General features: G+C 74.1%; 20 protein-coding genes. 12 read left to right on the top strand and 8 right to left on the bottom strand.

Annotated elements, in window-relative coordinates:
* The first annotated feature begins 34 nt into the window (after positions 1-34).
* The 4 genes from guaB (at position 35) to ACI79P_RS03310 (ending at position 5,419) form a co-directional block, all read left to right on the top strand.
* Entirely contained in the window at positions 35-1,564 is a 1,530-nt protein-coding gene (gene guaB, locus ACI79P_RS03325) for an IMP dehydrogenase (protein WP_456579624.1), read from the top strand.
* Positions 1,565-1,567: 3 nt separating this feature from the next.
* A complete protein-coding gene (locus ACI79P_RS03320; RefSeq protein ID WP_456579623.1) occupies positions 1,568-2,695 on the top strand; it encodes a GuaB3 family IMP dehydrogenase-related protein in 1,128 nt (375 codons plus the stop codon).
* A 2-nt stretch (positions 2,696-2,697) separates the two neighbouring features.
* A complete protein-coding gene (gene guaA / locus ACI79P_RS03315) occupies positions 2,698-4,260 on the top strand; it encodes a glutamine-hydrolyzing GMP synthase (RefSeq protein WP_456579622.1) in 1,563 nt (520 codons plus the stop codon).
* Positions 4,261-4,399: 139 nt separating this feature from the next.
* Entirely contained in the window at positions 4,400-5,419 is a 1,020-nt protein-coding gene (locus ACI79P_RS03310; protein ID WP_456579621.1) for a sodium:calcium antiporter, read from the top strand.
* 67 nt (positions 5,420-5,486) lie between these two features.
* Here ACI79P_RS03310 and ACI79P_RS03305 read toward each other — a convergent pair whose 3' ends face one another.
* Together ACI79P_RS03305 and ACI79P_RS03300 are read right to left on the bottom strand one after the other, a co-directional pair.
* Positions 5,487-5,780, bottom strand: coding sequence for a hypothetical protein (locus ACI79P_RS03305; RefSeq protein ID WP_456579620.1), 294 nt, complete (start codon positions 5,778-5,780; stop codon positions 5,487-5,489).
* On the bottom strand, positions 5,773-6,696 hold the full coding sequence (locus tag ACI79P_RS03300) for a PspC domain-containing protein (protein ID WP_456579619.1): 924 nt from the start codon (positions 6,694-6,696) through the stop codon (positions 5,773-5,775). Before ACI79P_RS03300 ends, ACI79P_RS03305 begins: the two co-directional genes overlap by 8 nt.
* A gap of 124 nt (positions 6,697-6,820) precedes the next feature.
* Here ACI79P_RS03300 and ACI79P_RS03295 point away from each other — a divergent pair, with 124 nt between their 5' ends.
* Together ACI79P_RS03295 and ACI79P_RS03290 are read left to right on the top strand one after the other, a co-directional pair.
* Positions 6,821-7,999: an ATP-binding protein gene (locus ACI79P_RS03295; protein WP_456579618.1), complete on the top strand. Its 1,179-nt coding sequence runs from the start codon at positions 6,821-6,823 to the stop codon at positions 7,997-7,999.
* Positions 7,996-8,676 (top strand): response regulator, encoded by a 681-nt coding sequence (locus ACI79P_RS03290; protein ID WP_456579617.1) that lies wholly within the window; start codon positions 7,996-7,998, stop codon positions 8,674-8,676. Before ACI79P_RS03295 ends, ACI79P_RS03290 begins: the two co-directional genes overlap by 4 nt.
* Here ACI79P_RS03290 and ACI79P_RS03285 read toward each other — a convergent pair.
* The 3 genes from ACI79P_RS03285 to ACI79P_RS03275 form a co-directional block, all read right to left on the bottom strand.
* Complete coding sequence (locus ACI79P_RS03285; RefSeq protein ID WP_456579616.1) at positions 8,673-9,806, bottom strand: serine hydrolase domain-containing protein; 1,134 nt, start codon at positions 9,804-9,806, stop codon at positions 8,673-8,675. The genes ACI79P_RS03290 and ACI79P_RS03285 overlap by 4 nt on opposite strands.
* Positions 9,807-9,909: 103 nt before the next feature.
* Positions 9,910-11,283 (bottom strand): acetamidase/formamidase family protein, encoded by a 1,374-nt coding sequence (locus ACI79P_RS03280; protein ID WP_456579615.1) that lies wholly within the window; start codon positions 11,281-11,283, stop codon positions 9,910-9,912.
* Positions 11,284-11,391: 108 nt separating this feature from the next.
* The gene (locus ACI79P_RS03275) at positions 11,392-12,123 is read right to left on the bottom strand and encodes a PIG-L deacetylase family protein (RefSeq protein WP_456579614.1); all 732 of its coding nucleotides are present in this window, start codon (positions 12,121-12,123) and stop codon (positions 11,392-11,394) included.
* Positions 12,124-12,182: 59 nt separating this feature from the next.
* On the opposite strand from ACI79P_RS03275, the gene ACI79P_RS03270 reads away from it, so the two are divergent.
* Positions 12,183-12,476: a hypothetical protein gene (locus ACI79P_RS03270; RefSeq protein ID WP_456579613.1), complete on the top strand. Its 294-nt coding sequence runs from the start codon at positions 12,183-12,185 to the stop codon at positions 12,474-12,476.
* 15 nt (positions 12,477-12,491) lie between these two features.
* Here the strand turns inward: ACI79P_RS03270 and ACI79P_RS03265 are convergent, their stop codons facing one another.
* Positions 12,492-12,785: a chorismate mutase gene (locus ACI79P_RS03265; RefSeq protein WP_456579612.1), complete on the bottom strand. Its 294-nt coding sequence runs from the start codon at positions 12,783-12,785 to the stop codon at positions 12,492-12,494.
* A 313-nt stretch (positions 12,786-13,098) separates the two neighbouring features.
* On the opposite strand from ACI79P_RS03265, the gene pcrA reads away from it, so the two are divergent.
* On the top strand, positions 13,099-15,399 hold the full coding sequence (pcrA, locus tag ACI79P_RS03260) for a DNA helicase PcrA (RefSeq protein WP_456579611.1): 2,301 nt from the start codon (positions 13,099-13,101) through the stop codon (positions 15,397-15,399).
* Between the two features lie 212 nt (positions 15,400-15,611).
* Here pcrA and ACI79P_RS03255 read toward each other — a convergent pair whose 3' ends face one another.
* Together ACI79P_RS03255 and ACI79P_RS03250 are read right to left on the bottom strand one after the other, a co-directional pair.
* The gene (locus ACI79P_RS03255) at positions 15,612-16,424 is read right to left on the bottom strand and encodes a M23 family metallopeptidase (protein WP_456579610.1); all 813 of its coding nucleotides are present in this window, start codon (positions 16,422-16,424) and stop codon (positions 15,612-15,614) included.
* A gap of 223 nt (positions 16,425-16,647) precedes the next feature.
* On the bottom strand, positions 16,648-17,541 hold the full coding sequence (locus tag ACI79P_RS03250; protein WP_456579609.1) for an esterase/lipase family protein: 894 nt from the start codon (positions 17,539-17,541) through the stop codon (positions 16,648-16,650).
* A gap of 184 nt (positions 17,542-17,725) precedes the next feature.
* Here ACI79P_RS03250 and ACI79P_RS03245 point away from each other — a divergent pair, with 184 nt between their 5' ends.
* The 4 genes from ACI79P_RS03245 (at position 17,726) to sucD (ending at position 21,379) form a co-directional block, all read left to right on the top strand.
* A complete protein-coding gene (locus ACI79P_RS03245; RefSeq protein ID WP_456579608.1) occupies positions 17,726-18,757 on the top strand; it encodes a hypothetical protein in 1,032 nt (343 codons plus the stop codon).
* 43 nt (positions 18,758-18,800) lie between these two features.
* Positions 18,801-19,211, top strand: coding sequence for a cobalamin B12-binding domain-containing protein (locus ACI79P_RS03240; RefSeq protein WP_456579607.1), 411 nt, complete (start codon positions 18,801-18,803; stop codon positions 19,209-19,211).
* A 100-nt stretch (positions 19,212-19,311) separates the two neighbouring features.
* Complete coding sequence (gene sucC / locus ACI79P_RS03235; protein WP_456579606.1) at positions 19,312-20,472, top strand: ADP-forming succinate--CoA ligase subunit beta; 1,161 nt, start codon at positions 19,312-19,314, stop codon at positions 20,470-20,472.
* 31 nt (positions 20,473-20,503) lie between these two features.
* Positions 20,504-21,379: a succinate--CoA ligase subunit alpha gene (gene sucD, locus ACI79P_RS03230; RefSeq protein WP_456579605.1), complete on the top strand. Its 876-nt coding sequence runs from the start codon at positions 20,504-20,506 to the stop codon at positions 21,377-21,379.
* Positions 21,380-21,486 lie beyond the last annotated feature (107 nt).

Raw genomic sequence — 21,486 nt, 5'->3', positions numbered from 1 at the left:
CCGACCCGATCCGCGCCGAAGGGTGGCCGCGCACATGCAGCCCGACTCCGTGCCCGAGCTGCCGGCGAAGTTCGCCCGCCTCGGGCTCACCTACGACGACGTCCTCCTGGTGCCCGGGGCGTCCGACGTCGTCCCGGCCGAGGTGGACACCAGCAGCCGGGTGACCCGGCGCATCACCCTGGCGGTGCCCCTGCTGTCCAGCGCGATGGACACCGTGACCGAGGCGCGCATGGCGATCGCCATGGCCCGCGTCGGCGGCATGGGGGTGCTGCACCGCAACCTCTCCGCCGAGGAGCAGGCCGGCCAGGCCGACCTGGTCAAGCGGTCGGAGGCCGGCATGGTCACCAACCCGGTCACCTGCTCGCCCGAGAACACCCTCGCCGAGGTGGACGCCCTCTCGGCGCGCTACCGCATCTCCGGGGCTCCGGTCGTCGACGCCGAGGGCGTCCTGGTCGGCATCGTCACCAACCGCGACATGCGGTTCGAGACGGACATGAACCGGCTGGTGCGCGACGTCATGACGCCGATGCCGCTGGTCACCGCCCCGGTGGGCGTCGACCCGGAGACCGCGCTCGGCCTGCTCTCCCAGCACAAGATCGAGAAGCTGCCGCTGGTCGACGACGCCGGCCGGCTCCGCGGGCTGATCACCGTGAAGGACTTCGTCAAGCGCGACCAGTTCCCGCTCTCCACCAAGGACGCCGACGGGCGCCTGGTCGTCGGCGCGGCGCTCGGCGTCGGCGAGGACGCCTACAAGCGCGCCGGGCTGCTGGTCGACGCCGGGGTCGACGTGCTCGTCGTCGACACCGCGCACGGCCACCAGCGGGCGGTGCTGGAGATGGTCGCGCGGGTGAAGAAGGACTTCGGCGGCGGCGCCGCCGGGGCGGGCCAGGGCGTGGAGGTCGTCGGCGGCAACGTCGCGACCCGCGCCGGCGCGCAGGCCCTCGTGGACGCGGGCGTGGACGCGGTCAAGGTCGGCGTCGGCCCCGGCTCCATCTGCACCACCCGCGTGGTCGCGGGCGTCGGCGTCCCGCAGATCAGCGCCATCTACGAGGCCTGGCTGGCGGCCGGGCCGGCGGGCGTCCCGGTCATCGCCGACGGCGGCCTGCAGTACTCCGGCGACATCGCCAAGGCGCTGGTCGCCGGCGCGGACACCGTGATGATCGGTGGCCTGTTCGCCGGCGTCGAGGAGGCCCCGGGCGAGCTGGTCTTCATGAACGGCAAGCAGTACAAGACCTACCGCGGCATGGGCTCGCTGGGCGCCATGCAGAAGCGGGGCAACCAGTCGTTCAGCCGCGACCGGTACTTCGCCGACGACGTCCTCTCCGACGACAAGCTCGTGCCCGAGGGCATCGAGGGGCAGGTGCCCTACCGCGGCGCGCTGTCGGGCGTGGCCCACCAGCTCGTCGGCGGCCTGCGCGCCTCCATGGGCTACGCCGGGGCCGGCACCGTCGCCGAGCTCAAGGAGCGCGGTCAGCTCACCCGCATCACCTCCGCGGGGCTCGTGGAGAGCCACCCCCACGACATCCAGATGACCGTCGAAGCACCCAACTACCGAGGCCGCTGAACCGTGAACGTGCGCGACACCGTCGAGATCGGCCTCAACCGCTTCGCCCGCCGGGGCTACGACCTGGATGAGGTCTCCATCGTCCCGTCCCGCCGCACCCGCGACGTCGACGACGTCTCGACCGCCTGGCAGATCGACGCCTTCCGGTTCGAGATCCCGCTGGTCACCAGCCCCAGCGACGCCGTCATGAGCCCGGCGACGGCGATCGCCGCCGGCCAGGCCGGTGGCCTCGGGGTGCTCAACGGTGAGGGCCTGTGGGCCCGCTACGACGACCCGGCGGAGGTGTACCGCCGGATCGCCGAGGCGGCCGCGGCCGGAGCCCCGCCGGTGGCCCTGCTGCAGGAGGTCTACGCCGAGCCGGTGAAGACCGACCTGATCACCGCGCGCATCAAGGAGATCGGCGACGCCGGGGTGACCACGGCGATCCGGATCTCGCCCCAGCACACCGAGCAGCTCGCGCCCGCGGCGCTCTCGGCCGGGGTGGACATGCTGGTCATCCAGGGCACGATCGTCTCGGCCGAGCACGTCACCAGCCAGGGCGACGCGCTCAACCTGAAGGAGTTCATCGCCGACCTCGACGTCCCCGTGATCGTGGGGGGTGCGGCGAACTACACGACCGCCCTGCACCTCATGCGCACCGGCGCGGCCGGCGTGATCGTCGGGGTCGGCGCCGACACCTACTCGACCACCGACGACGTCATGGGCATCCGCGTGCCGCTGGCCAGCGCGATCGCCGACGCCGCCGCGGCCCGCCGCGACTACCTGGACGAGACCGGCGGCCGGTACGTCCACGTCATCGCCAACGGCCGGATCGAGACCAGCGGCGCGATCGCCCGGGCGCTGGCCTGCGGCGCCGACGCCGTCCAGCTCGGGGAGCCGCTGCGCGCTGCGGCGGAGGCGCCCGGTGGCGGGGTGTGGTGGGACTCGGTGGCGGCGCACCCGCGGCTGCCGCGCGGCGGCACCTCCGCGCGGATCGAGCCGGCCGGCTCCCTGGCCGACGTGCTCCTCGGCGAGGCCCGGGACGCCGACGGCCGCACCAACCTGTTCGGTGCGCTGGCCCGCACCATGGCCAAGACCGGGTACTCCGACCTCAAGGAGTTCCAGCGGGTCGACCTGGTCATCGGCGGCTGAGCGTGGAGTTCCCGACCGTCCTCGTCGTCGACTTCGGCGCCCAGTACGCGCAGCTCATCGCCCGGCGCATCCGCGAGGCCGGCGTCTACTCCGAGATCGTCTCCTCGGAGGTGCCGGCCGAGGAGATCGTGGCTCGCAAGCCGGCCGCGATCGTGCTCTCCGGGGGCCCGTCGAGCGTGTACGCGCCCGAGGCCCCGCAGGTGGACCCGACGCTGTTCGAGTCCGGCGTCCCGGCGTTCGGCATCTGCTACGGCTTCCAGGCGATGGCCGCCTCCCTGGGCGGCACCGTCTCCCGCACCGGCGACCGCGAGTACGGCGGCACCCCGCTGACGGTCACCACGCAGGCGCGGCTGTTCGGGGACCTCCCGGTCGAGCAGAACGTCTGGATGAGCCACGGCGACGCCGTCAGCGCAGCCCCGCCCGGCTTCACCGTGACGGCGACGTCGACCGGTGCGCCCGTCGCCGCCTTCGAGGACGTCGACCGACGGCTCGCCGGGGTCCAGTTCCACCCCGAGGTGCGGCACACCGCCCACGGCCAGACGGTGCTCGAGCACTTCCTCTTCGACATCGCCGGGCTCCAGCCGACCTGGACGATGAGCAACGTCGTCGACGAGCAGGTCGCCGCGATCCGCGAGCGGATCGGCGACCGTCGGGCGCTGTGCGCGCTCTCGGGCGGGGTCGACTCCGCCGTCGCCGCGGCGCTGGTGCAGCGGGCGATCGGCGACAAGCTCACCTGCGTCTACGTCGACCACGGCCTGATGCGGGCCGGCGAGACCGAGCAGATCGAGCGGGACTTCGCCGCCACCACCGGCGCGGACCTGCGGGTCGTGGACGCGAGCGACCAGTTCCTCGCCGCGCTCGCCGGGGTCAGCGACCCGGAGGAGAAACGGAAGGTCATCGGCCGCGAGTTCATCCGGGTGTTCGAGCAGGCGGCCACCGACGTCGTCGCCGACGCCCAGGCGCACGGCGAGACCGTCGACTTCCTCGTGCAGGGCACGCTGTACCCCGACGTCGTCGAGTCCGGCGGCGGCAGCGGGACGGCGAACATCAAGAGCCACCACAACGTCGGCGGGCTGCCCGAGGACCTCACCTTCACCCTCGTCGAGCCGCTGCGCACGCTGTTCAAGGACGAGGTGCGCGAGGTCGGCCGGCAGCTCGGCCTGCCCGACCGGCTCGTGCAGCGCCAGCCGTTCCCGGGCCCGGGGCTCGGCATCCGCATCGTCGGGGAGGTCACCCGCGAACGGCTCGACGTGCTGCGCAAGGCCGACGCCATCGCCCGCGAGGAGCTCTCCGCGGCGAAGCTGGACGACGAGATCTGGCAGTGCCCCGTCGTCTTGCTGGCCGACGTCCGCTCGGTCGGCGTGCAGGGGGACGGGCGCACCTACGGCCACCCGGTCGTGCTGCGCCCGGTGTCCAGCGAGGATGCGATGACCGCCGACTGGACCCGCCTGCCCTACGACGTGCTGGCGAGGATCTCCACCCGGATCACCAACGAGGTGGCGGAGATCAACCGGGTCACCCTCGACGTGACCAGCAAGCCGCCGGGCACCATCGAGTGGGAATGAGGACCCTCCTGCCCCCCGACCCTCGCTGACGCTCGCGCCGGGCCCCTGCAGGAGGGCCGTACCAGCACGCCAGGTCGCCGCCGCGCGGACCTCGTGATTTTCTAGGCCTCCACAAGATCGCTGGAGGACGGAGGCGCGAGTGACCGCGACGTGGCCACTCGTGCCGAGCGTGCTCGCCCTGGTCGGGATGGGCGTGGTCATCGTCCTGGCCGGGGTGCGACTGACCCGCGTGGCCGACTCGCTGGCCGAGCGCACCGGCATGGGCGACGCCCTCGGGGGTGCCCTGCTCCTCGGTGCGGTCACGTCGCTGCCCGGCATCGTGACCACCGTGACCGGCTCCCTGGAGGGTGATCCGGGGTTCGGGCTCGCGAACCCGGTCGGCGGCGTGGCGGTGCAGACGGTCTGGCTGGCCATCGCCGACCTGATCTACCGCCGGGCCAACCTGGAGCACGCCGCGGCCTCGCTGGAGAACCTGCTGCAGGCCCTGATCCTGGTGGCGCTGCTGGCCGTCCCGGTCGTCGCCTACGCCACACCGGCTCTGCGGCTGGGGTGGATCCACCCGATCACGCTGCTCATCCCGGTCGTGTACGGGTACGGGCTCCACCTCCTCCGGCGCCTGCAGAAGTCACCGATGTGGGAGCCCGTGCTCACATCGGCGACCGAGAAGGAGGGCGACGGGCCGGAGGCGAGCCACGCCCGGATGAGCGCGCTCTGGCTGCAGCTGGCGGCCCTCGGCCTCGTCGTCGGGGTCGCCGGATGGGTCATCGGTCAGGCCGGCCTCGGCGTCATCGCGACGACCGGGCTGCCCAGCACCCTGGTCGGCTTCACCTTCACCACGGCGATCACGTCGCTGCCCGAGCTGGTCGTGCTCGTGACCGCCGTGCGGATGGGCATCCCGACCCTCGGCGTCGGCAACATCATCGGTGGCAACACCTTCGACACCCTGATGATCGGCATGGCCGACGTCTTCTACCTGGAAGGCCCGGTCTACCGGGACGCCGGCGACCCGAGCCTCGTCCTCCTCGGGGGCACCATGCTCATGACGGCCGTGCTCGCCGGCGGGCTGGTCGTGCGCGACCGCAAGGGCATCGGCTTCGAGGGCTTCGTGATCCCGCTCATCTACCTGGCCACGGTCGGGCTCATCTACGCGACGGGGTGACCGCAGGACGCGGCGAGGGCCCGGGAGCGGTCGCTCCCGGGCCCTCGCCCTCCGTCCCTCCTGCCGGTCAGCCCCGGCGGCGCGGTCTGCGGAGCTCCCGCACCAGCAGGGCCACGCCTGCCCCGACGAGGAGGAGCCAGAGGAGAGTGCCGTCCTCGAAGAGGCTGAAGGGCAGGTCGACGCCGACCAGCGCCGACAGCGCCAGCAGGATGAAGAGGACACCCGGGACGAGGGCGACCAGGTCGACCCTGCGCCGTGGCTCCGGGGCGGGCTGGTCCTCGGTCTCCAGGGGACGGACCATCTGCCACTGCTGCTCCTGCCACGCCGTCGGCGTGGTCGGGAACTCGCTGTAGTCAGCCACGGGACACCTCCACCTGTCCGATACCGCTGTGGATCTCGAGTTCGATCTCGGCCTCGCCGTCGTCGGTCCAGTCGGCGGTGCCGAGGCCGGCGACGTAGCCGCTCCCGGACGTGGTGGAGCCGAAGACGTCGACCTCGCCCACGCCGTGGTCCGCGGAGACCCGCACGTCGGCCGAGCGGGGGACGATCACCTCGACGTTCCCTATGCCGTGCTCGACCCGCACCTCGAGGGCCTCGTCGAGGTCGTCGAGGGGCACGTCGGAGAGGTCGACGGTCAGGTCGCCGATGCCCCCGCTGTAGACCTCCCGGACGTCGGCGGCGGTCTGGGGACGGTACGTCCGGTCGCCGACGCCGTCCCCACCGGAGGGCGTGGTCGTGGCGATCATCAGCGCCAGGGACAGGAGCACCCCGAGGGTGATCAGCCCACCGCGGGCGGTGCGGCCACCGGTGACGGCGGCGACGACCAGGCCGGCGCCGACGACGAGCAGCGCCGTGCCGAGGAAGGCGGCCGGCCCGGGGTCCCAGCCGGTGAGCCGGGACAGCAGGGCCAGCAGCCCCATCAGGATCAGCAGCCCGGCGATGGTGATGCCCGGGACCGGCGACCGCGGGGCCACGGGCCCCCGGGCCCGTGACGGCAGGAACGGGCGCCCGGGCGCCGACGGGGTGCCGTCCGCCGCGACCGGCATGAGCAGCCACAGCAGCAGGTACACCAGGACGCCGGTGCCGCCGGCGAGGGCGAGGGCGACGAAGCCGACCCGCCACAGGAGCGCGTCGACGCCGCTGTACTCGGCGAGGCCGCCGCTGACGCCGCCGATCACCTTGTCGCTGCGGCTGCGGCGCAACGGGGCGCGGTCGGGCGGGGGCGACCACGGGGGCGGCTCCACCGCGGGGGGAGCGGGAGGGGGTGCGGAGGTCATGGCAGCAAGCGTGCCGACCGGCGGGGCCGGTGACCATCAGGGAACCCCCGGAACCGACCCTGGTTCCCTTTCCGGGGTGATCACCGGTGTCGGCGGGCGGGCCGCCGGTGCGACGATCGGTAGCGTGACCACCGACCTGCGCCTCCCGCCGCGCCCGCCCCTGGCGCGTCCGCGCGAGGGGCGCCTCGTCGCCGGCGTCGCGGCCGGCACCGCCGCCCACCTGCGCCAGGACCCGCTGGTCGTGCGGGTGGCGTTCGTGCTGCTGGCGACGACGGGGCTCGGGATCATCGCCTACGCGCTGCTGTGGCTCACGATGCCGGTGGCCGCCCCCGGGGAGCCGACCGCGGTGACCGAGGGCTGGCGCCCGGCCGGTGCCCGGCAGTGGATCGCGCTGGTCGTGCTCGGCCTGATCGCCGTCAGCCTGCTCGGCCAGCTCAGCCAGTGGACGAGCTCCGACGTCGTGCTGCCGCTGATCCTGCTGGGCGGTGGGCTCACCGTGATCTGGCGGCAGCTGGACACCGACCGGACGCTCGCCGTCGCCGGCGTGCGCTGGGCCCTGGCCGGTGGGGTCGCCGTCCTCGGCGTCGGGTTGTTCCTCCTGCTCGCCACCACCGGCCAGCTGGCCAACGCACGCAACGGGTTCGCCGCCACCCTGCTCATCCTCACCGGGGTCGTCCTGGCCACCGCCCCACTCTGGCGGCGGCTGCTCGACTCCCGCGCCGAGGAACGCGCCGCCCGCATCCGGTCGGAGGAGCGGGCGGCCGTCGCCGCGCACCTGCACGACTCGGTGCTGCAGACGCTCGCCCTGATCCAGCGCAACGCCGAGGAGCCGCAGGCGGTGAGCCGGCTGGCCCGCAGCCAGGAGCGGGAGCTCCGGGCCTGGCTGTACGACCCCGCCGCGGTCCGCGAGGGCGGCACGTGGGCCGGGCTGGTGGCCGGCATGGTCGCCGAGGTGGAGGCCGACCACGCGTTGACCGTCGACCCCGTCGTCGTCGGTGACGCCCCGGTCGACGAGGAGCTCGCCGCCCTCGGCGCCGCGACCCGTGAGGCGCTGGTCAACGCGGCCAAGCACTCCGGCGAGCCGTCGGCGGACCTGTACACCGAGGTGACCGCCGACCAGGTGTCGGTCTTCGTCCGGGACCGCGGCAAGGGTTTCGACCCGGGCACGGTGCCGGACGACCGCCGGGGGCTGCGGGACTCGGTGCACGGCCGGCTGGCGCGGCTGGGAGGCTCGGCCCTGGTCCGGTCGACGCCGGGTGAGGGGACCGAGGTCGAGCTGGTCCTGCCGAGGAGGAGCGCGTGACGCCGGTCGAGCAGCAGAGCAGTACCCCACGGGTCTTCGTGGTGGACGACCACGCGATGGTGCGCACCGGCGTGCGCGCCGAGCTGGGCGGGGAGGTGGCCGTCGTGGGTGAGGCCGCCGACGTCGCCACCGCGGTCGAGGGGATCCGCACCACCCGACCCGACGTCGTGCTGCTCGACGTCCACATGCCCGGCGGAGGCGGCCGCGCGGTCCTGGAGACCCTCCGCGGTGAGCTGCCCGAGGTGAAGTGGCTGGCCCTCTCGGTGTCCGACGCCGCGGAGGACGTCATCGCCGTGATCCGGGCCGGGGCGCGGGGCTACGTCACGAAGACGATCTCGGGGCCCGACCTGCTCGACGCCGTCCGCCGGGTGGCCGACGGCGACGTCGTCTTCAGCCCCCGGCTGGCCGGCTTCGTGCTCGATGCCTTCGCCGCCGGTGGCGCCGCCGCACCGGAGCCGGCGGCGGAGGCGACGGACCCCGGCCTGGACCTGCTGAGCGCCCGGGAGCGGGAGGTGATGCAGCTGCTGGCCCGCGGCTACACCTACCGGGAGATCGGGTCCCGGCTGTTCATCTCGGTGAAGACGGTGGAGTCCCACGCCTCCAACGTGCTGCGCAAGCTGCAGCTCTCCAACCGCAACGAGCTCACCCGCTGGGCGGCGACCAACCGGTTGCTCTAGGTGCCGAACGCCGCGGCCCGGAAGGCACCGAACAGCGGGGGCGGCTGCGGCGAGGCCCACATCTGGTTGGTGAGCAGCACCGCCGTCACGCCGGTGACCGGGTCGCTCCACCAGGAGCTGCCCAGGCCGCCGTCCCAGCCGTAGGAGCCGGCGTGCCGGCCCCCGGGCTCGTCGGTGCGGCGGACGCCGACGCCCAGCCCCCACCCCCCGCCCTCGTCGTCGACCGGGCCCACCTGCTCGGTGGTCATGTCCCGCACCGCTGCCTCGCTGAGCACCCGTGCGTCTTCCCCGCACCGCCCGCCGTCGCCCAGCGCCCGGGCGAGCGCGGCGAGGTCGTCGACGGTGGACACCAGCCCGTCCCCGCCGTCGGGGAACGCGGGCGGGGAGGCCCACTGGCCCTCCGCCGGGTCGTAGACCTCGCGGCCGCCGTCGGGCCCGGGCGGCGTCCAGTGCGGCCCCAGCCGGTCCCGCGCGGCCGGGGGCACGCCGAACCCGGTGCTGCGCATGCCCAGCGGGTCGAGGAGGCGGTCGGCGAGGACCTCGGGCAGCGGCTTCCCGGCGGCGCGGGCGACGAGGACGCCGAGCACGCTCGCGCCCACGTGGTAGAGCCAGCGGGTGCCCGGCTGGTGCGCCAGCGGGACGCTGCCGACCACCCGCATCCACTCGTCGGGCTCCGGGGCGCGCTGCGGCGCCGGCGGGCCGACGGGCAGCCCGGCGGCGGCCAGCGCGGCCACCGTCGGCGTCGGCCACGGGGCGGCGAAGTCCAGGCCCAGGCCGAGGCGGGAGGTGAGGACGTCGCGGACGGTGATCGGCCGGGCCGCCGGCACCGTGCCGGCGCTCGCGTCGGAGGGGTCCCGCAGGACCTGCCGCTCGGCCAGTTCGGGCAGCAGGGCGTCGACCGGCTCGTCGAGGGCCAGGGTCCCGTCGTCGACCAGCGTCATCGCGGCCGCCGCGACGACCGGCTTGGTGGTGGAGGAGAGGCGGAAGACGCTGTCCGGCCGCACCGCGTCGTCCGCACCCGGGACGTGGACCCCGGCCGCACCGCGGGAGACCATCTCCCCGTGCCGGCCCACCCACCAGGCGGCGCCGGGCACCTGACCATCGGCGACCGCCCCGGCCACCGCATCCACCACGCGCTCCGCCCGGTCCCGATCAGTCCTCGCGCCGCTCACGGGGAGGAGACCACCGGGCCGGCCGGAACTCATCGGCGGGGGCCGGCCGGTGGTCCGCCCGTCAGCGGAAGTGGCTCTTGGGGATGACCGCGTGCACGCCGACGGTGCGGTCGACGACCTGCGAGACCTCGAAGTCGACCGCGGCCGACAGGTAGGCGTAGGCGACGGCGCGGTCCATCCCGAGGTCGTCCTGCAGGAAGTCCAGCGCGTGCACCACCGCCCGCCGGTTGGCGACGTCGAGGTCGCTGCCCTGCCCGAACCGGGCGCCGTCCGGGTCGGAGAGGCCGATCGGCAGCCAGGACTCCGGCGTCTCCCCGAAGGGGTAGCGGAACGCGACCGACGGGGCGTCGGAGGTGCCCGGGCGGCAGACGGTGAGCCGGAAGGTGAGGCGCAGCGAGCCCTCCAGCGCGGTGAGCGCGACCTCGCCGCTGCCCATCGACATGTGCGGGTCGCCGACGGAGAAGAGCGCGCCGGGCGCGACGACGGGGACGTAGAACGCCGAGCCGACGCCCAGCAGGTTCACGTCGATGTTGCCGCCGCCGACAGTGGGCGGGATGGAGTTGACCAGGGGGTCGTTGAGGGCCGCCGCGTCGCCGACCGTCGCCACCGCCATGAGCCCGGCGAAGGGGTCGACCGGCCAGGAGACCGAGCCCTTCGGGCCGCGGGGCAGCGACGCCCGCACCGCGCCGCCGCGGACCGCCAGCGGCGTGAAGATCGAGACGTTGCCGTACTGCAGCGGGTTCCCGGTGCTGCGCCCGTCGGGGGTGGTCGGCATGACCTCGCCGGCGGTGAGGTCGCCGGGAGCGGCGGCGAACGCGGCCGACAGCGCGCCCTTGCCGTGCCGGCTGGAGACGACGCCGTAGGGCACCCGCGGCAGCGCGGTCAGCGGCTCGATCTTGAGCACGTCGCCGGGGCGGGCGCCCTCGACGTGCACCGGGCCGGTGACCACGTGCGGCCCGTCGGCGTCGAAGTCCCGCGGGTGCCGGGCGTACTCCGCGGCGATGGCGACGGCGTCGTCCAGCACCTGCTCACGGGGCACGCCCTTGCTGCCGAACCAGGCGACGGGGTCGCGCCCCTGGTCCTCGAGGATCCCCTCGTGGCTGACGGTGTCGATGGTGATCGTGCCGCCCGAGCGGACGTGGGCCACCGGGGCGTCGGTGGTGCGCGGCAGGTAGCCCCAGCGGACCTGGTCGGGCAGGGAGGGCAGGTAGACCTGCCCGTCGATCGGGCCCTTGCCCGGCTGGAGCACCTCGCGCGGCAGGCGGGTCCGCGGTGCGGGGGCGGCGCCCGCCGGCCCGGCCGTCGCCGCGCCCGCGGCGAGCAGCGCCCCGGTCGCCAGGGCGGCCTGCACGAAGCCGCGGCGGCCCAGCCCCCGTTCGAGGCGCTCGGCCGCCTCCTGCGGGTCGGGGTGGGTGTGGTCAGGCGAGGTGGTCATGTGCTCTCCCGGTGCCGTGGGTGGCCGTCGGGGGAGTTGTACGGGCCCGGTGTTGCGTCCGCGTGGCGCCGGCGGGGCCCGGTGTTGCGGTCCCGTTTCGTCCCGGGGTCAGGCGGTGTGGACGACGTGGAAGGCCTCGGCGAGGCGGCCCGCCGGCAGGCCCAGCCGCTGCGCGGTCTGCCGCATCCAGCCGGTGAGGAAGTCGTCGAGGTCCTCGACGTGGCTCACCTGCGTGACGTGCCGGCGCAGCGCGGCGAGCTTGCGGTCGACGACGTCGGTGACGTCGACGGCGTGGTCGGCGCGCGGGCTGGCGCCCAGCCAGACCTCGGCGACGGTCCAGGCGTCGAGCCCCTCGTCGGCCAGCAGTTCGGGGAAGGCGAAGGGGTTGCGCGCATCGGGGTAGACCGCGCGCAGCGTCGACTCCCCGACGGTCATGTGGTCGGGGTGGCTCGCGCCGATCCGCTCCCAGAACCGCTCGGGGGAGCTGGTCAGCACCCGCTGCGGACGCACCTGCCGGATGACCCGGGTGATGTCGCGGCGCAGGTCGAGCGTGAGCTCCAGCCGGCCGTCGGGGTAGCCGAGGAATCGGACGTCGGTGACGCCGACCTCCTTGGCCGCCGCCACCTGCTCGGCCCGGCGCAGCGGGCCCATCTGCTCGCGCGGGGTGTCGTCGAACCCGCCCGCGTCGCCGTCGGTGACGATCAGGTAGGTCACCTCGGTGCCGGCCGCCGTCCAGGTCGCCACGGTGCCGGCGCTGCCGAAGTCGACGTCGTCGGGGTGGGCCAGGACGCAGAGAGCGCGCTCGACGTGCTCGGCGGGCTTCGGCTGGGGGAGGGTCACGCGGCGAGCCTAGGTGGGCCGGGCGCGGAGCCCGGGCGCCGCTCCCGCAGACTCGGGGGGTGCCCGGCTACACGCTCACCGTCGCGCTCCGGTCCTCCGCGCCCCTGGACGACGCCGCGATCGACGCCCTCCGCGCGGTGCTGCGGCCCGAGGACCCCGAGCTGCGGCTGTGGCGGGAGCCCGACCGCGCGGTGCTCCGCGTGGCCACCGAGTGCCAGGCCGAGGACCTCGACGCGGCCCTCGTGCTCGGCATGGAGCTGGCCGACGAGGCGAACGAGGCCCGCCCCGGCCGGGTGTTCGAGGTGGCCGCGATGGGCGACGAGGACTCGCAGGTCTGGCGCAGCGGCCCCTGAGCCGCCGTCCCGGCGCTACAGGCGGCCGCGCCCCTGGCGGAGCAGCACCATGCCCAGGGCGGCGCCGTCCGGGCCGAGCGCGGTGCGGAAGCGCGAGAGCACCTGCTGCTCGCGGGAGAGCGAGAGCCGGGTCCCGCCGGAGGCGGCGCGGAGCGCACCGATCTCCTGGCTGATCTCCAGCCGGCGCCGGACGAGCTCGATGATCTCGGCGTCGCAGGCGTCGATCGCGCCGCGGAGCGTGCCGATGCGGTCGGCGGGGTCCGCGGGGGCGGCCGGGCCCGCGACGGGGGTGGCGGTGGGGGTGCTCATCGGGTTCCTCGGTGGTGTGGGGGCCGGGAGGTCCGAGAACGAGAAACGCCCCGGGCTCCTCGGGCCCGGGGCGTCTGTTGCGGCGTGTGCTCAGCCAGCGGTGACGGACACCGGATCCCGGTGGCCGTAGAAAAAGCTGACGGTGGCGAGCACGGGCCGAGTGTGCCACAGCACCGCCGGGGTGCGCACCGCGCCGGGGCGTGGGGCGGGTGGTGCGGGCGGTCCCGGGCCCACGGGGACCGTCACCCGTCCGGCTTACAGTGGCACGGATGAGCGCTTCCCGAGCTTCCGGTTCCCTAGCGGAGCTGTGTTCATGAGCAGCAGCCTCCAGCAGTCCCTCCCCGGCACCGCCGCCCTGCAGCGCTCCGCTCCCGGCTCGCTCGGGCGGGAGCTGGACCGGATGCTCGCGGGCCTCAACGGCCCGCAGCGCGACGCCGTCGTCCACGAGGGCAGCCCGCTGCTCATCGTCGCCGGCGCCGGTTCGGGCAAGACGCGCGTGCTCACGCACCGGATCGCCTACCTCCTGGGCGCCCGCGGGGTGCAGCCGGGGGAGATCCTGGCGATCACCTTCACCAACAAGGCCGCGGGCGAGATGAAGGAGCGGGTCGCCGCGCTGGTGGGTCCGCGGGCGCGGTCGATGTGGGTGTCGACCTTCCACTCGATGTGCGTGCGCATCCTGCGCGCCGAGGCCGGCAAGCTCGGCATGAAGTCGTCGTTCACGATCTACGACCAGGGCGACTCGATCCGGCTGATGACGATGGTCGCCCGCGACCTCGACCTGGACGCCAAGCGCTATCCCGGCCGGAGCCTGTCCAACCAGGTGTCCAACCTCAAGAACGAGCTCGTCGACGAGGAGTCGTTCAGCCCCCAGACGGCGCCGGAGAAGGTGCTCAAGGAGGCGTACACGCTCTACCAGCGGCGGCTGCGCGAGGCGCACGCCATGGACTTCGACGACCTGATCATGACGACGGTCCACCTGCTGCAGGCCTTCCCCGACGTGGCCGAGCACTACCGCCGCCGGTTCCGGCACGTGCTGGTCGACGAGTACCAGGACACCAACCACGCCCAGTACATGCTGGTGCGCGAGCTGACCGGGACGGGGGAGGGCCCCGTCCCGCAGGCCGAGCTCTGCGTGGTCGGGGACGCCGACCAGTCCATCTACGCCTTCCGCGGCGCGACCATCCGCAACATCGACGAGTTCGAGCGCGACTACCCGCAGGCCACGACGATCCTGCTGGAGCAGAACTACCGCTCCACCCAGCGCATCCTCAAGGCCGCGAACACCGTCATCGCCAAGAACACCGGCCGGCGGCCCAAGAACCTGTGGACCGACTCGGGCGACGGCGAGCTGATCGAGGGCTACGTCGCCGACAACGAGCACGACGAGGCCGCCTGGGTCGCCGAGCAGATCGACGCCCTGGTCGACGAGGGCGCGGTCCGGCCCGCCGACATCGCGGTCTTCTACCGGACGAACAACGCCTCCCGCGTGTTCGAAGAGGTCTTCATCCGCGTCGGCATGCCCTACAAGGTCGTCGGCGGGGTGCGGTTCTACGAGCGCAAGGAGGTCCGCGACGCGCTGGCCTACCTGAAGCTGGTGGCCAACCCGGCGGACGTCGTGAGCCTGCGCCGCATCATCAACGTGCCCAAGCGCGGCATCGGCGACAAGGCGGAGTCGTGCATCGAGTCCTTCGCCGACCGGGAGCGGATCGCCTTCGGCTCGGCGCTGCGGCGGTGCTCGGAGATCGGCGCGCTCGCGACCCGCTCCCTCAAGGCGGTGCAGGAGTTCGTCGCGCTGCTGGAGGAGTTCGAGCAGCTGGTCGAGACCGGCTCGGGCCCGGCGGCGCTGCTGGAGAGCATCCTCGACCGCACCGGCTACCTCGCCGAGCTGCAGGCCAGCACCGACCCCCAGGACGAGGGCCGGGTCGACAACCTCAACGAGCTCATCTCGGTGGCCGCCGAGTTCGAGGCGGCCAACCCCGGCGGCTCGGTCACCGACTTCCTGGAGCAGGTCTCGCTGGTCGCCGACGCCGACCAGATCCCGGTGTCCGGCGACGACGCCGGCGTGGTGACGCTGATGACGCTGCACACCGCCAAGGGGCTGGAGTTCCCGGTCGTCTTCCTCACGGGCATGGAGGACGGCGTCTTCCCGCACCTGCGCGCGCTGGGGGACCCGCGCGAGCTGGAGGAGGAGCGCCGGCTGGCCTACGTGGGCATCACCCGGGCGCGCCAGCGGCTCTTCATCTCCCGGGCGACGGTGCGCACCAGCTGGGGGCAGCCGGCCTACAACCCGCCGTCGCGGTTCCTCGACGAGATCCCGGCCGAGACCATCCACTGGGAGCGGACCGACCCGGTGCCCGCGCCCTCGACCGGTTACCGGTCGGCGCAGACGCGGGTGGCGGCGACGGGGCTGTCCACCGGCGGCCTGCGCGGCGGCGTGGGCAACCGGCAGATCGTCTCGGTGGAGGTCGGTGACCGGGTGAGCCACGACGCCTTCGGTCTCGGCACCGTGGTCGAGGTGACCGGCGTGGCCGACAAGGCGCAGGCCACGGTCGACTTCGGCTCCGGCGGCACCAAGCGCCTCGTCCTCCGCTACGCCCCCCTCGTGAAGTTGTAGGGGGTCAGCTCTGTCCTGAGGAGTGGGGGCCGGAGGCCTCCGCGACCGAAGGACGAAGCGGCTCCGTCAGTCAGGGGTCGGCACCTGGTCGCGGTGTCGTCCGGAGGACGACGGTGTCATGGACCCGGAGGGTCTCCCGACGAACGGCTGGGAACGGCTCGGCTCAGCAGGGGGACCGCACCTGGCCGCGGTGTCGGCCGGAGGCCGACAGATCAGACGAAGGCCCCGCGCTCGGCCAGCCAGGCCCGGGGGTCGATCGGGCGGCCGTCCATCCCGCCGCGGTGGATCTCGTAGTGCAGGTGCGGGCCGGTGGACTGGCCCTCGTTGCCGATCTTGGCGATCTGGTCGCCGGCGGTGACGAGGTCCCCGGCCGAGACGTTGTAGTAGCGCATGTGCCCGTAGATGTGCACGTTGCCGTCGGCGTCCTGGATGTAGACGGCGTTGCCGTAGCCCGAGGCGCGGCCGGCCCGCACGACGACGCCGTCGGTGGCGGTGACGATGGGGATGCCCAGCGGCGCGGCCAGGTCGAGGCCGTAGTGCATGGTCCCCCAGCGCCGGCAGAAGCAGGTGGTCAGCGTGCCCTGCGTCGGGGCGACGATCTTGGGCTGCCGGGCGGCGCGCGAGGCGGCGAGCTCGCCGAGCCGCGCCTGGGCCTCGGCCTCGGTGATGCCGCGGCGGGCGTCGGCGCCCTCCAGGCCGCCGGCGAAGCTCACCTCGGTGCTGACGCCGAGCCCGTAGTCCGAGGCGGAGGCGGAGACGTTCCCGCGGTCGCCGGTCACGGCCGGGATGCCGGCGAGCACGGCCCCGGCGACCAGCGCCGCGAGCCAGAGGGGGGCGCGGCGGCCCGGCGGGTGGGGCAGGCGGCGCCGCGCGCGGGGCTCGTCGAGGACCTCGGCCTCGGCGGCGGCGAGGGCGGGCGTCAGGAGGGGCGTGCGGACCGGACCCTCTGCTGCGGCGCGGGGCCGGGGCACCACGACGACGTCGGACGGCGGTCCCTCCAGCACCTGGGCACTGCTGCGAGTCACGGTGGACCTTCCCGGACGACCTGCCCGGCGAGCGCCCGGAGGGCGTCCGTCGGGGGAGCGACGACGGCGAGGACGCCCGAGGGGGTCCGCCGGTCGTCCCGGCGCCGTGATCGGACCGTAACGATCCGTCATGGCCCGACCAAGCACCGGACGCTGCGTGTCGCGACGTGCACGTGTCGTCACGTCGACGAGTCGACACGGCTCCGGGGCCGCGCCTGGTCGGTCAGGCGACGGCGGCGAAGGGTGCGCCGGCGGTGCCGGGGTCGCGGGCACCGACGAGGGTCGTGGCCACCTCGTCGAGCACCCCCCGGTGGATCGGCAGCGACATGTGCCCGATGCCCCGGAACAGCACGTTGCGCGCGCCGAGATCGGGGTGGTCGCAGCGGCCGGAGCGCGTGGGCAGCACCACCTGGTCCAGATCGCTGTAGACCGCGGTGATGCGCGTCCGGCAGTGCGGCGCGGGCTCCTCGAGCTCCTCCAGCACCGGTGACCCGGGGCGCAGCTGGCGCATGAGCGGCGTGGGCCCGATGTGGGCGAGGAGCGAGCCCCGGTGCGGTGTGCCCAGCGTCACGAGCGTGCCGACCCGCCGGTCACCGCCCTGCCGCTGCACGTGGTACCGCGCGATGAGGCCACCGAGGCTGTGCCCCACGACGTGCACCCGGTCGTGACCGGTCTGCTCGCAGATCCGCTCGATGTGCTGGCCGAGCTCGGCGGCGCCGCGCGCCACGTCGGTGAGGAGGGGGCTGTAGTTCCAGGAGCAGACGGAGGCGAACCCGCGCCTGCGCAGGCTCCGCCGCATGACGGCGAAGACGGAGCGGTTGTCGATCAGCCCGTGGACGAGCAGGACCGGCGTGCGGGCCGCGAGCGGGTCGACGGCGTAGAGGGCCCGGACCGTGGGGGGCAGGTCGCCGGTCCGCGTGCCCGGGTCGGTGCGCAGCCGCTCCATGCGGGCGCCCAGCGGGTAGATCAGGGCGTGCGCCCCGACCCAGGCGAGCTCGGTCAGACCGCCGGCGATGCCGGCCGGGGAGCAGAGGGCGCGCAGTCCCCGTGGCGTGGCTTCTGCATCGTCCGCGGTGTGCCACCCTGGAGCAGAGTCGAGCTCGCTCGATCGGCGCATGGCCGTTCTCCCCGTCTGGAGCGTCCGGCAAGACCGCGGGTTTCGGGTCGCTCCGCCGGTGCGTTGCCCCCGTGTGTGCTCCGTTGACCCGACGGTAAATCGCCGATGTGTCGGGCGTCACACGATTGTCATCGTCGGTCGTCGATCGAGTCCTGTTCGTGACCACGCTGCCGAAGGGGGAACCGTGTCCACCCGCGACCACCGCGCCCGGACCGACCGCACCGGGGCCGACCGGGCAAGGGCCTCGGCCCGCCGGGAGGCCACCGCGCCGAGCGCCGCCGCCCCGGTGACCGCCGGGGACCGGGTGGTCGTCGGCGCCGTGCCCGGAACGGTGCGGCTCTGCGGCCTGCTGCTGGTGCTCGCCGGCCTGGCCGGGGTGCTCGCGGCCGTGCCCACGTACCTCGTGGTCGGCGGGGAGGAGCTGCGCCAGGTGCGCGGGGTGGGGGGAGCGCTGGCGACCCTGCTGGTGCCCCTCGTCCACCTGGCGGTCGGGGTGACCCTGCTCCGCCGGGCGGTGCCGAAGTTCGGGCTCGCCTACGCCTCCGTCGCCGGTGCGCTGGCCGTCGGGGAGCTGCTCATCGAGCTCTACCGGGGCAGCAGCTCGACGGCGCGCCCGGGCGTGGAGGTGCTGGCCGGCGAGCGGGTGCTCACCAGCAGCGTCCAGGTCGGGGCCGGCTGGGTGCTCGGGGTCGCCGCCCTGGTGCTGACGGCGCTCGCCGGCGTCGTCGGCGCGGCGGCCTGGGGTCGGACGGTCATGGAGGACCGCGGCCCCCTGGACCCGCTCCGCTCGGTGCTGGCCGGCGCCGCGGTGCTGCTCGGGGTGGCGGCGGTGCTCTCCCTCGCGCTGCCCGCCGCCGACGTCCCCGAGCAGCTGCAGATCGACCCGGTCACCGGCATGCGGGTCGTCGTGACCCAGGAGGGGCCGCAGGCGCTGCTCGAGCGGCCGGGGCTCGCGCTGCTCGGTGGGCTGCTGCTCGCCGGCACGCTGCTGCTCTGCGCGGTGATCGCGCCGTCGCTGCGACCGCGGCTGGCCGCGGTCGGAGGGCTGCTCGCCGTCGCCGTGACCGTGCTCGGCGCGGGGTTGGCGGGGCTGCGCGACGCCGCCTCGTCCGACGAGCTGGTGTGGACGGTGCCCGGCGCCGGCCTGCTCCTCGCGGGCCTCGGGCTGACGGGGCTCACGGCCTTCGCCTGGCGGGCCCGTCGCGCCGGGGCGTGACCCGCGCCACTCCCTCGGGCGGGTAGCTCCTAAGCTCCCAGCCGTGGTGGACGAACGCATCCGGGTGGTCATCGCCAAGCCGGGCCTCGACGGGCACGACCGCGGGGCGAAGGTGGTCGCGCGAGCGCTGCGCGACGCCGGGATGGAGGTCGTCTACACCGGCCTGCACCAGACCCCCGAGCAGATCGTCGAGACGGTGGTGCAGGAAGACGCGGACGCCGTCGGCCTCTCCGTCCTCTCCGGCGCGCACATGACGCTCTTCGCCCGGCTCACCGAGCTGCTGCGGGAGCGCGGCGTCGACGACGTCGTCGTCTTCGGCGGCGGGATCATCCCGGAGGAGGACGTCCCCGAGCTCCGGCGCATCGGCGTGACCGGCATCTTCACGCCGGGGGCGACCACCACCGAGATCGTCGAGTGGGTACGCGAGCACGTGGGCGAGCCCGCCGGCGCCTGACCCCGGAGCGCCTGCCCGCCTGTGACGCACCCCACCCCGGACCCGCTCCCTCCCGGCCCGGGGCAGCGGCGCGGTTGCGGGCGGGCTACGGTGCCTTTTCGTGGATCTCTTCGAGTACCAGGCCCGTGACCTGTTGGCCTCGCACGGTGTCCCCGTGCTCCCCGGCGGCGTCGCCGAAACCCCGGAGCAGGCGGAGGCGATCGCCCGCGAGATCGGGCAGACCGTCGTCGTCAAGGCCCAGGTGAAGACCGGCGGTCGCGGCAAGGCCGGCGGCGTCAAGCTCGCCGACAACCCCGAGGACGCCAAGGCGCGCGCCCAGGACATCCTGGGGCTGGACATCAAGGGCCACATCACGCACCGCGTGATGGTCGCCCAGGCCAGCGACATCGCCGAGGAGTACTACTTCTCCTACCTGCTCGACCGGTCCAACCGCACCTTTCTCGCCATGGCCAGCGTCGAGGGCGGCGTGGAGATCGAGCAGCTCGCCGTCGAGCGCCCCGAGGCGCTGGCCCGCATCCCGATCGACGCCAGCAAGGGCGTCGACACGGCCAAGGCCGCCGAGATCGTGGACGCCGCCGGCTTCGCCGCCGAGGTGCGCGACCAGGTCATCGCGATCGCCGTCCAGCTGTGGGACGTCTTCAGCAAGGAGGACGCGACGCTGGTCGAGGTCAACCCCCTCGCCAAGGCCCCCGACGGCACGGTGCTCGCCCTCGACGCCAAGGTCACCCTCGACGAGAACGCCGGCTTCCGCCACGAGGCGCACGCCGCGCTCGAGGACGCCGCCTCCGCCGACCCGCTCGAGGCGCGGGCCAAGGAGAAGGACCTCAACTACGTCAAGCTCGAGGGCGAGGTCGGGATCATCGGCAACGGTGCGGGCCTGGTCATGAGCACCCTCGACGTGGTCGCCTACGCCGGTGAGGAGTTCGGCGGCGTCAAGCCGGCCAACTTCCTCGACATCGGTGGCGGTGCCTCCGCCGAGGTGATGGCCAACGGCCTGGAGATCATCCTCTCCGACCCGGCCGTCAAGAGCGTGTTCGTCAACGTCTTCGGCGGCATCACCGCCTGCGACGCCGTGGCGAACGGCATCGTCCAGGCCCTCGGCATCCTCGGCGACGAGGCCACCAAGCCCCTGGTCGTCCGCCTCGACGGCAACAACGTCGAGGAGGGCCGGCGGATCCTCGCCGAGGCCAACCACCCGCTGGTCACCCTGGTCGACACGATGGACGGCGCCGCGCGCCGGGCCGCCGAGCTCGCCGCCTGATCGCCCCGACTCCCGACAGGACACCAGAGACATGTCGATCTTCCTCAACGAGAACAGCAAGGTCATCGTCCAGGGCATGACCGGCTCCGAGGGCATGAAGCACACGCAGCGGATGCTCGCCTCGGGCACCGCGATCGTCGGTGGCGTCAACCCGCGCAAGGCCGGCCAGTCCGTCGACTTCGACGGCACCAGCGTGCCGGTCTTCGGTGGCGTCGCCGAGGCGATGAAGGAGACCGGCGCCGACGTCAGCGTGATCTTCGTGCCGCCGCCGTTCGCCAAGGCCGCCGTCACCGAGGCCGTGGACGCCCGGATCGGGCTCGCCGTCGTCATCACCGAGGGCATCCCGGTGCACGACTCCACCTACTTCTGGGCCCACGCCCAGGGTGGCTCGACCCGCATCATCGGCCCGAACTGCCCCGGCCTGATCAGCCCCGGGCGCAGCAACGCCGGCATCATCCCGGCCAACATCACCAAGCAGGGCAAGATCGGCCTGGTGTCGAAGTCGGGCACGCTGACCTACCAGATGATGTACGAGCTGCGGGACATCGGTTTCTCGACCGCGATCGGCATCGGCGGCGACCCGGTCATCGGGACCACGCACATCGACGCGCTCCAGGCGTTCCAGGACGACCCGGAGACCGAGGCCATCGTGATGATCGGTGAGATCGGTGGCGACGCCGAGGAGCGGGCCGCGGACTTCGTCAAGGCCAACGTGACCAAGCCGGTCGTCGGCTACGTCGCCGGTTTCACCGCGCCCGAGGGCAAGACGATGGGCCACGCCGGCGCCATCGTGTCCGGCTCGGCCGGCACCGCCCAGGCCAAGAAGGAGGCCCTGGAGGCCGCCGGCGTGCGCGTGGGCAAGACGCCGTCGGAGACCGCGCAGCTCATGCGCGAGATCGTCGGCTAGCGGACGCCGCACCCCCGACCACCCCGCTGCCCGGTGACCCTCCTGGTCACCGGGCAGCGGTGCGTCCGGGCCGTGGTGCGCCGTTGCGCGCGCCGCGCCCCGACCGC

Source organism: Blastococcus sp. SYSU DS0510 (assembly GCF_054050835.1).
The sequence above is the reverse complement of the archived record's forward strand: the minus strand, read 5'-3'. Positions and strand labels throughout refer to the sequence as shown.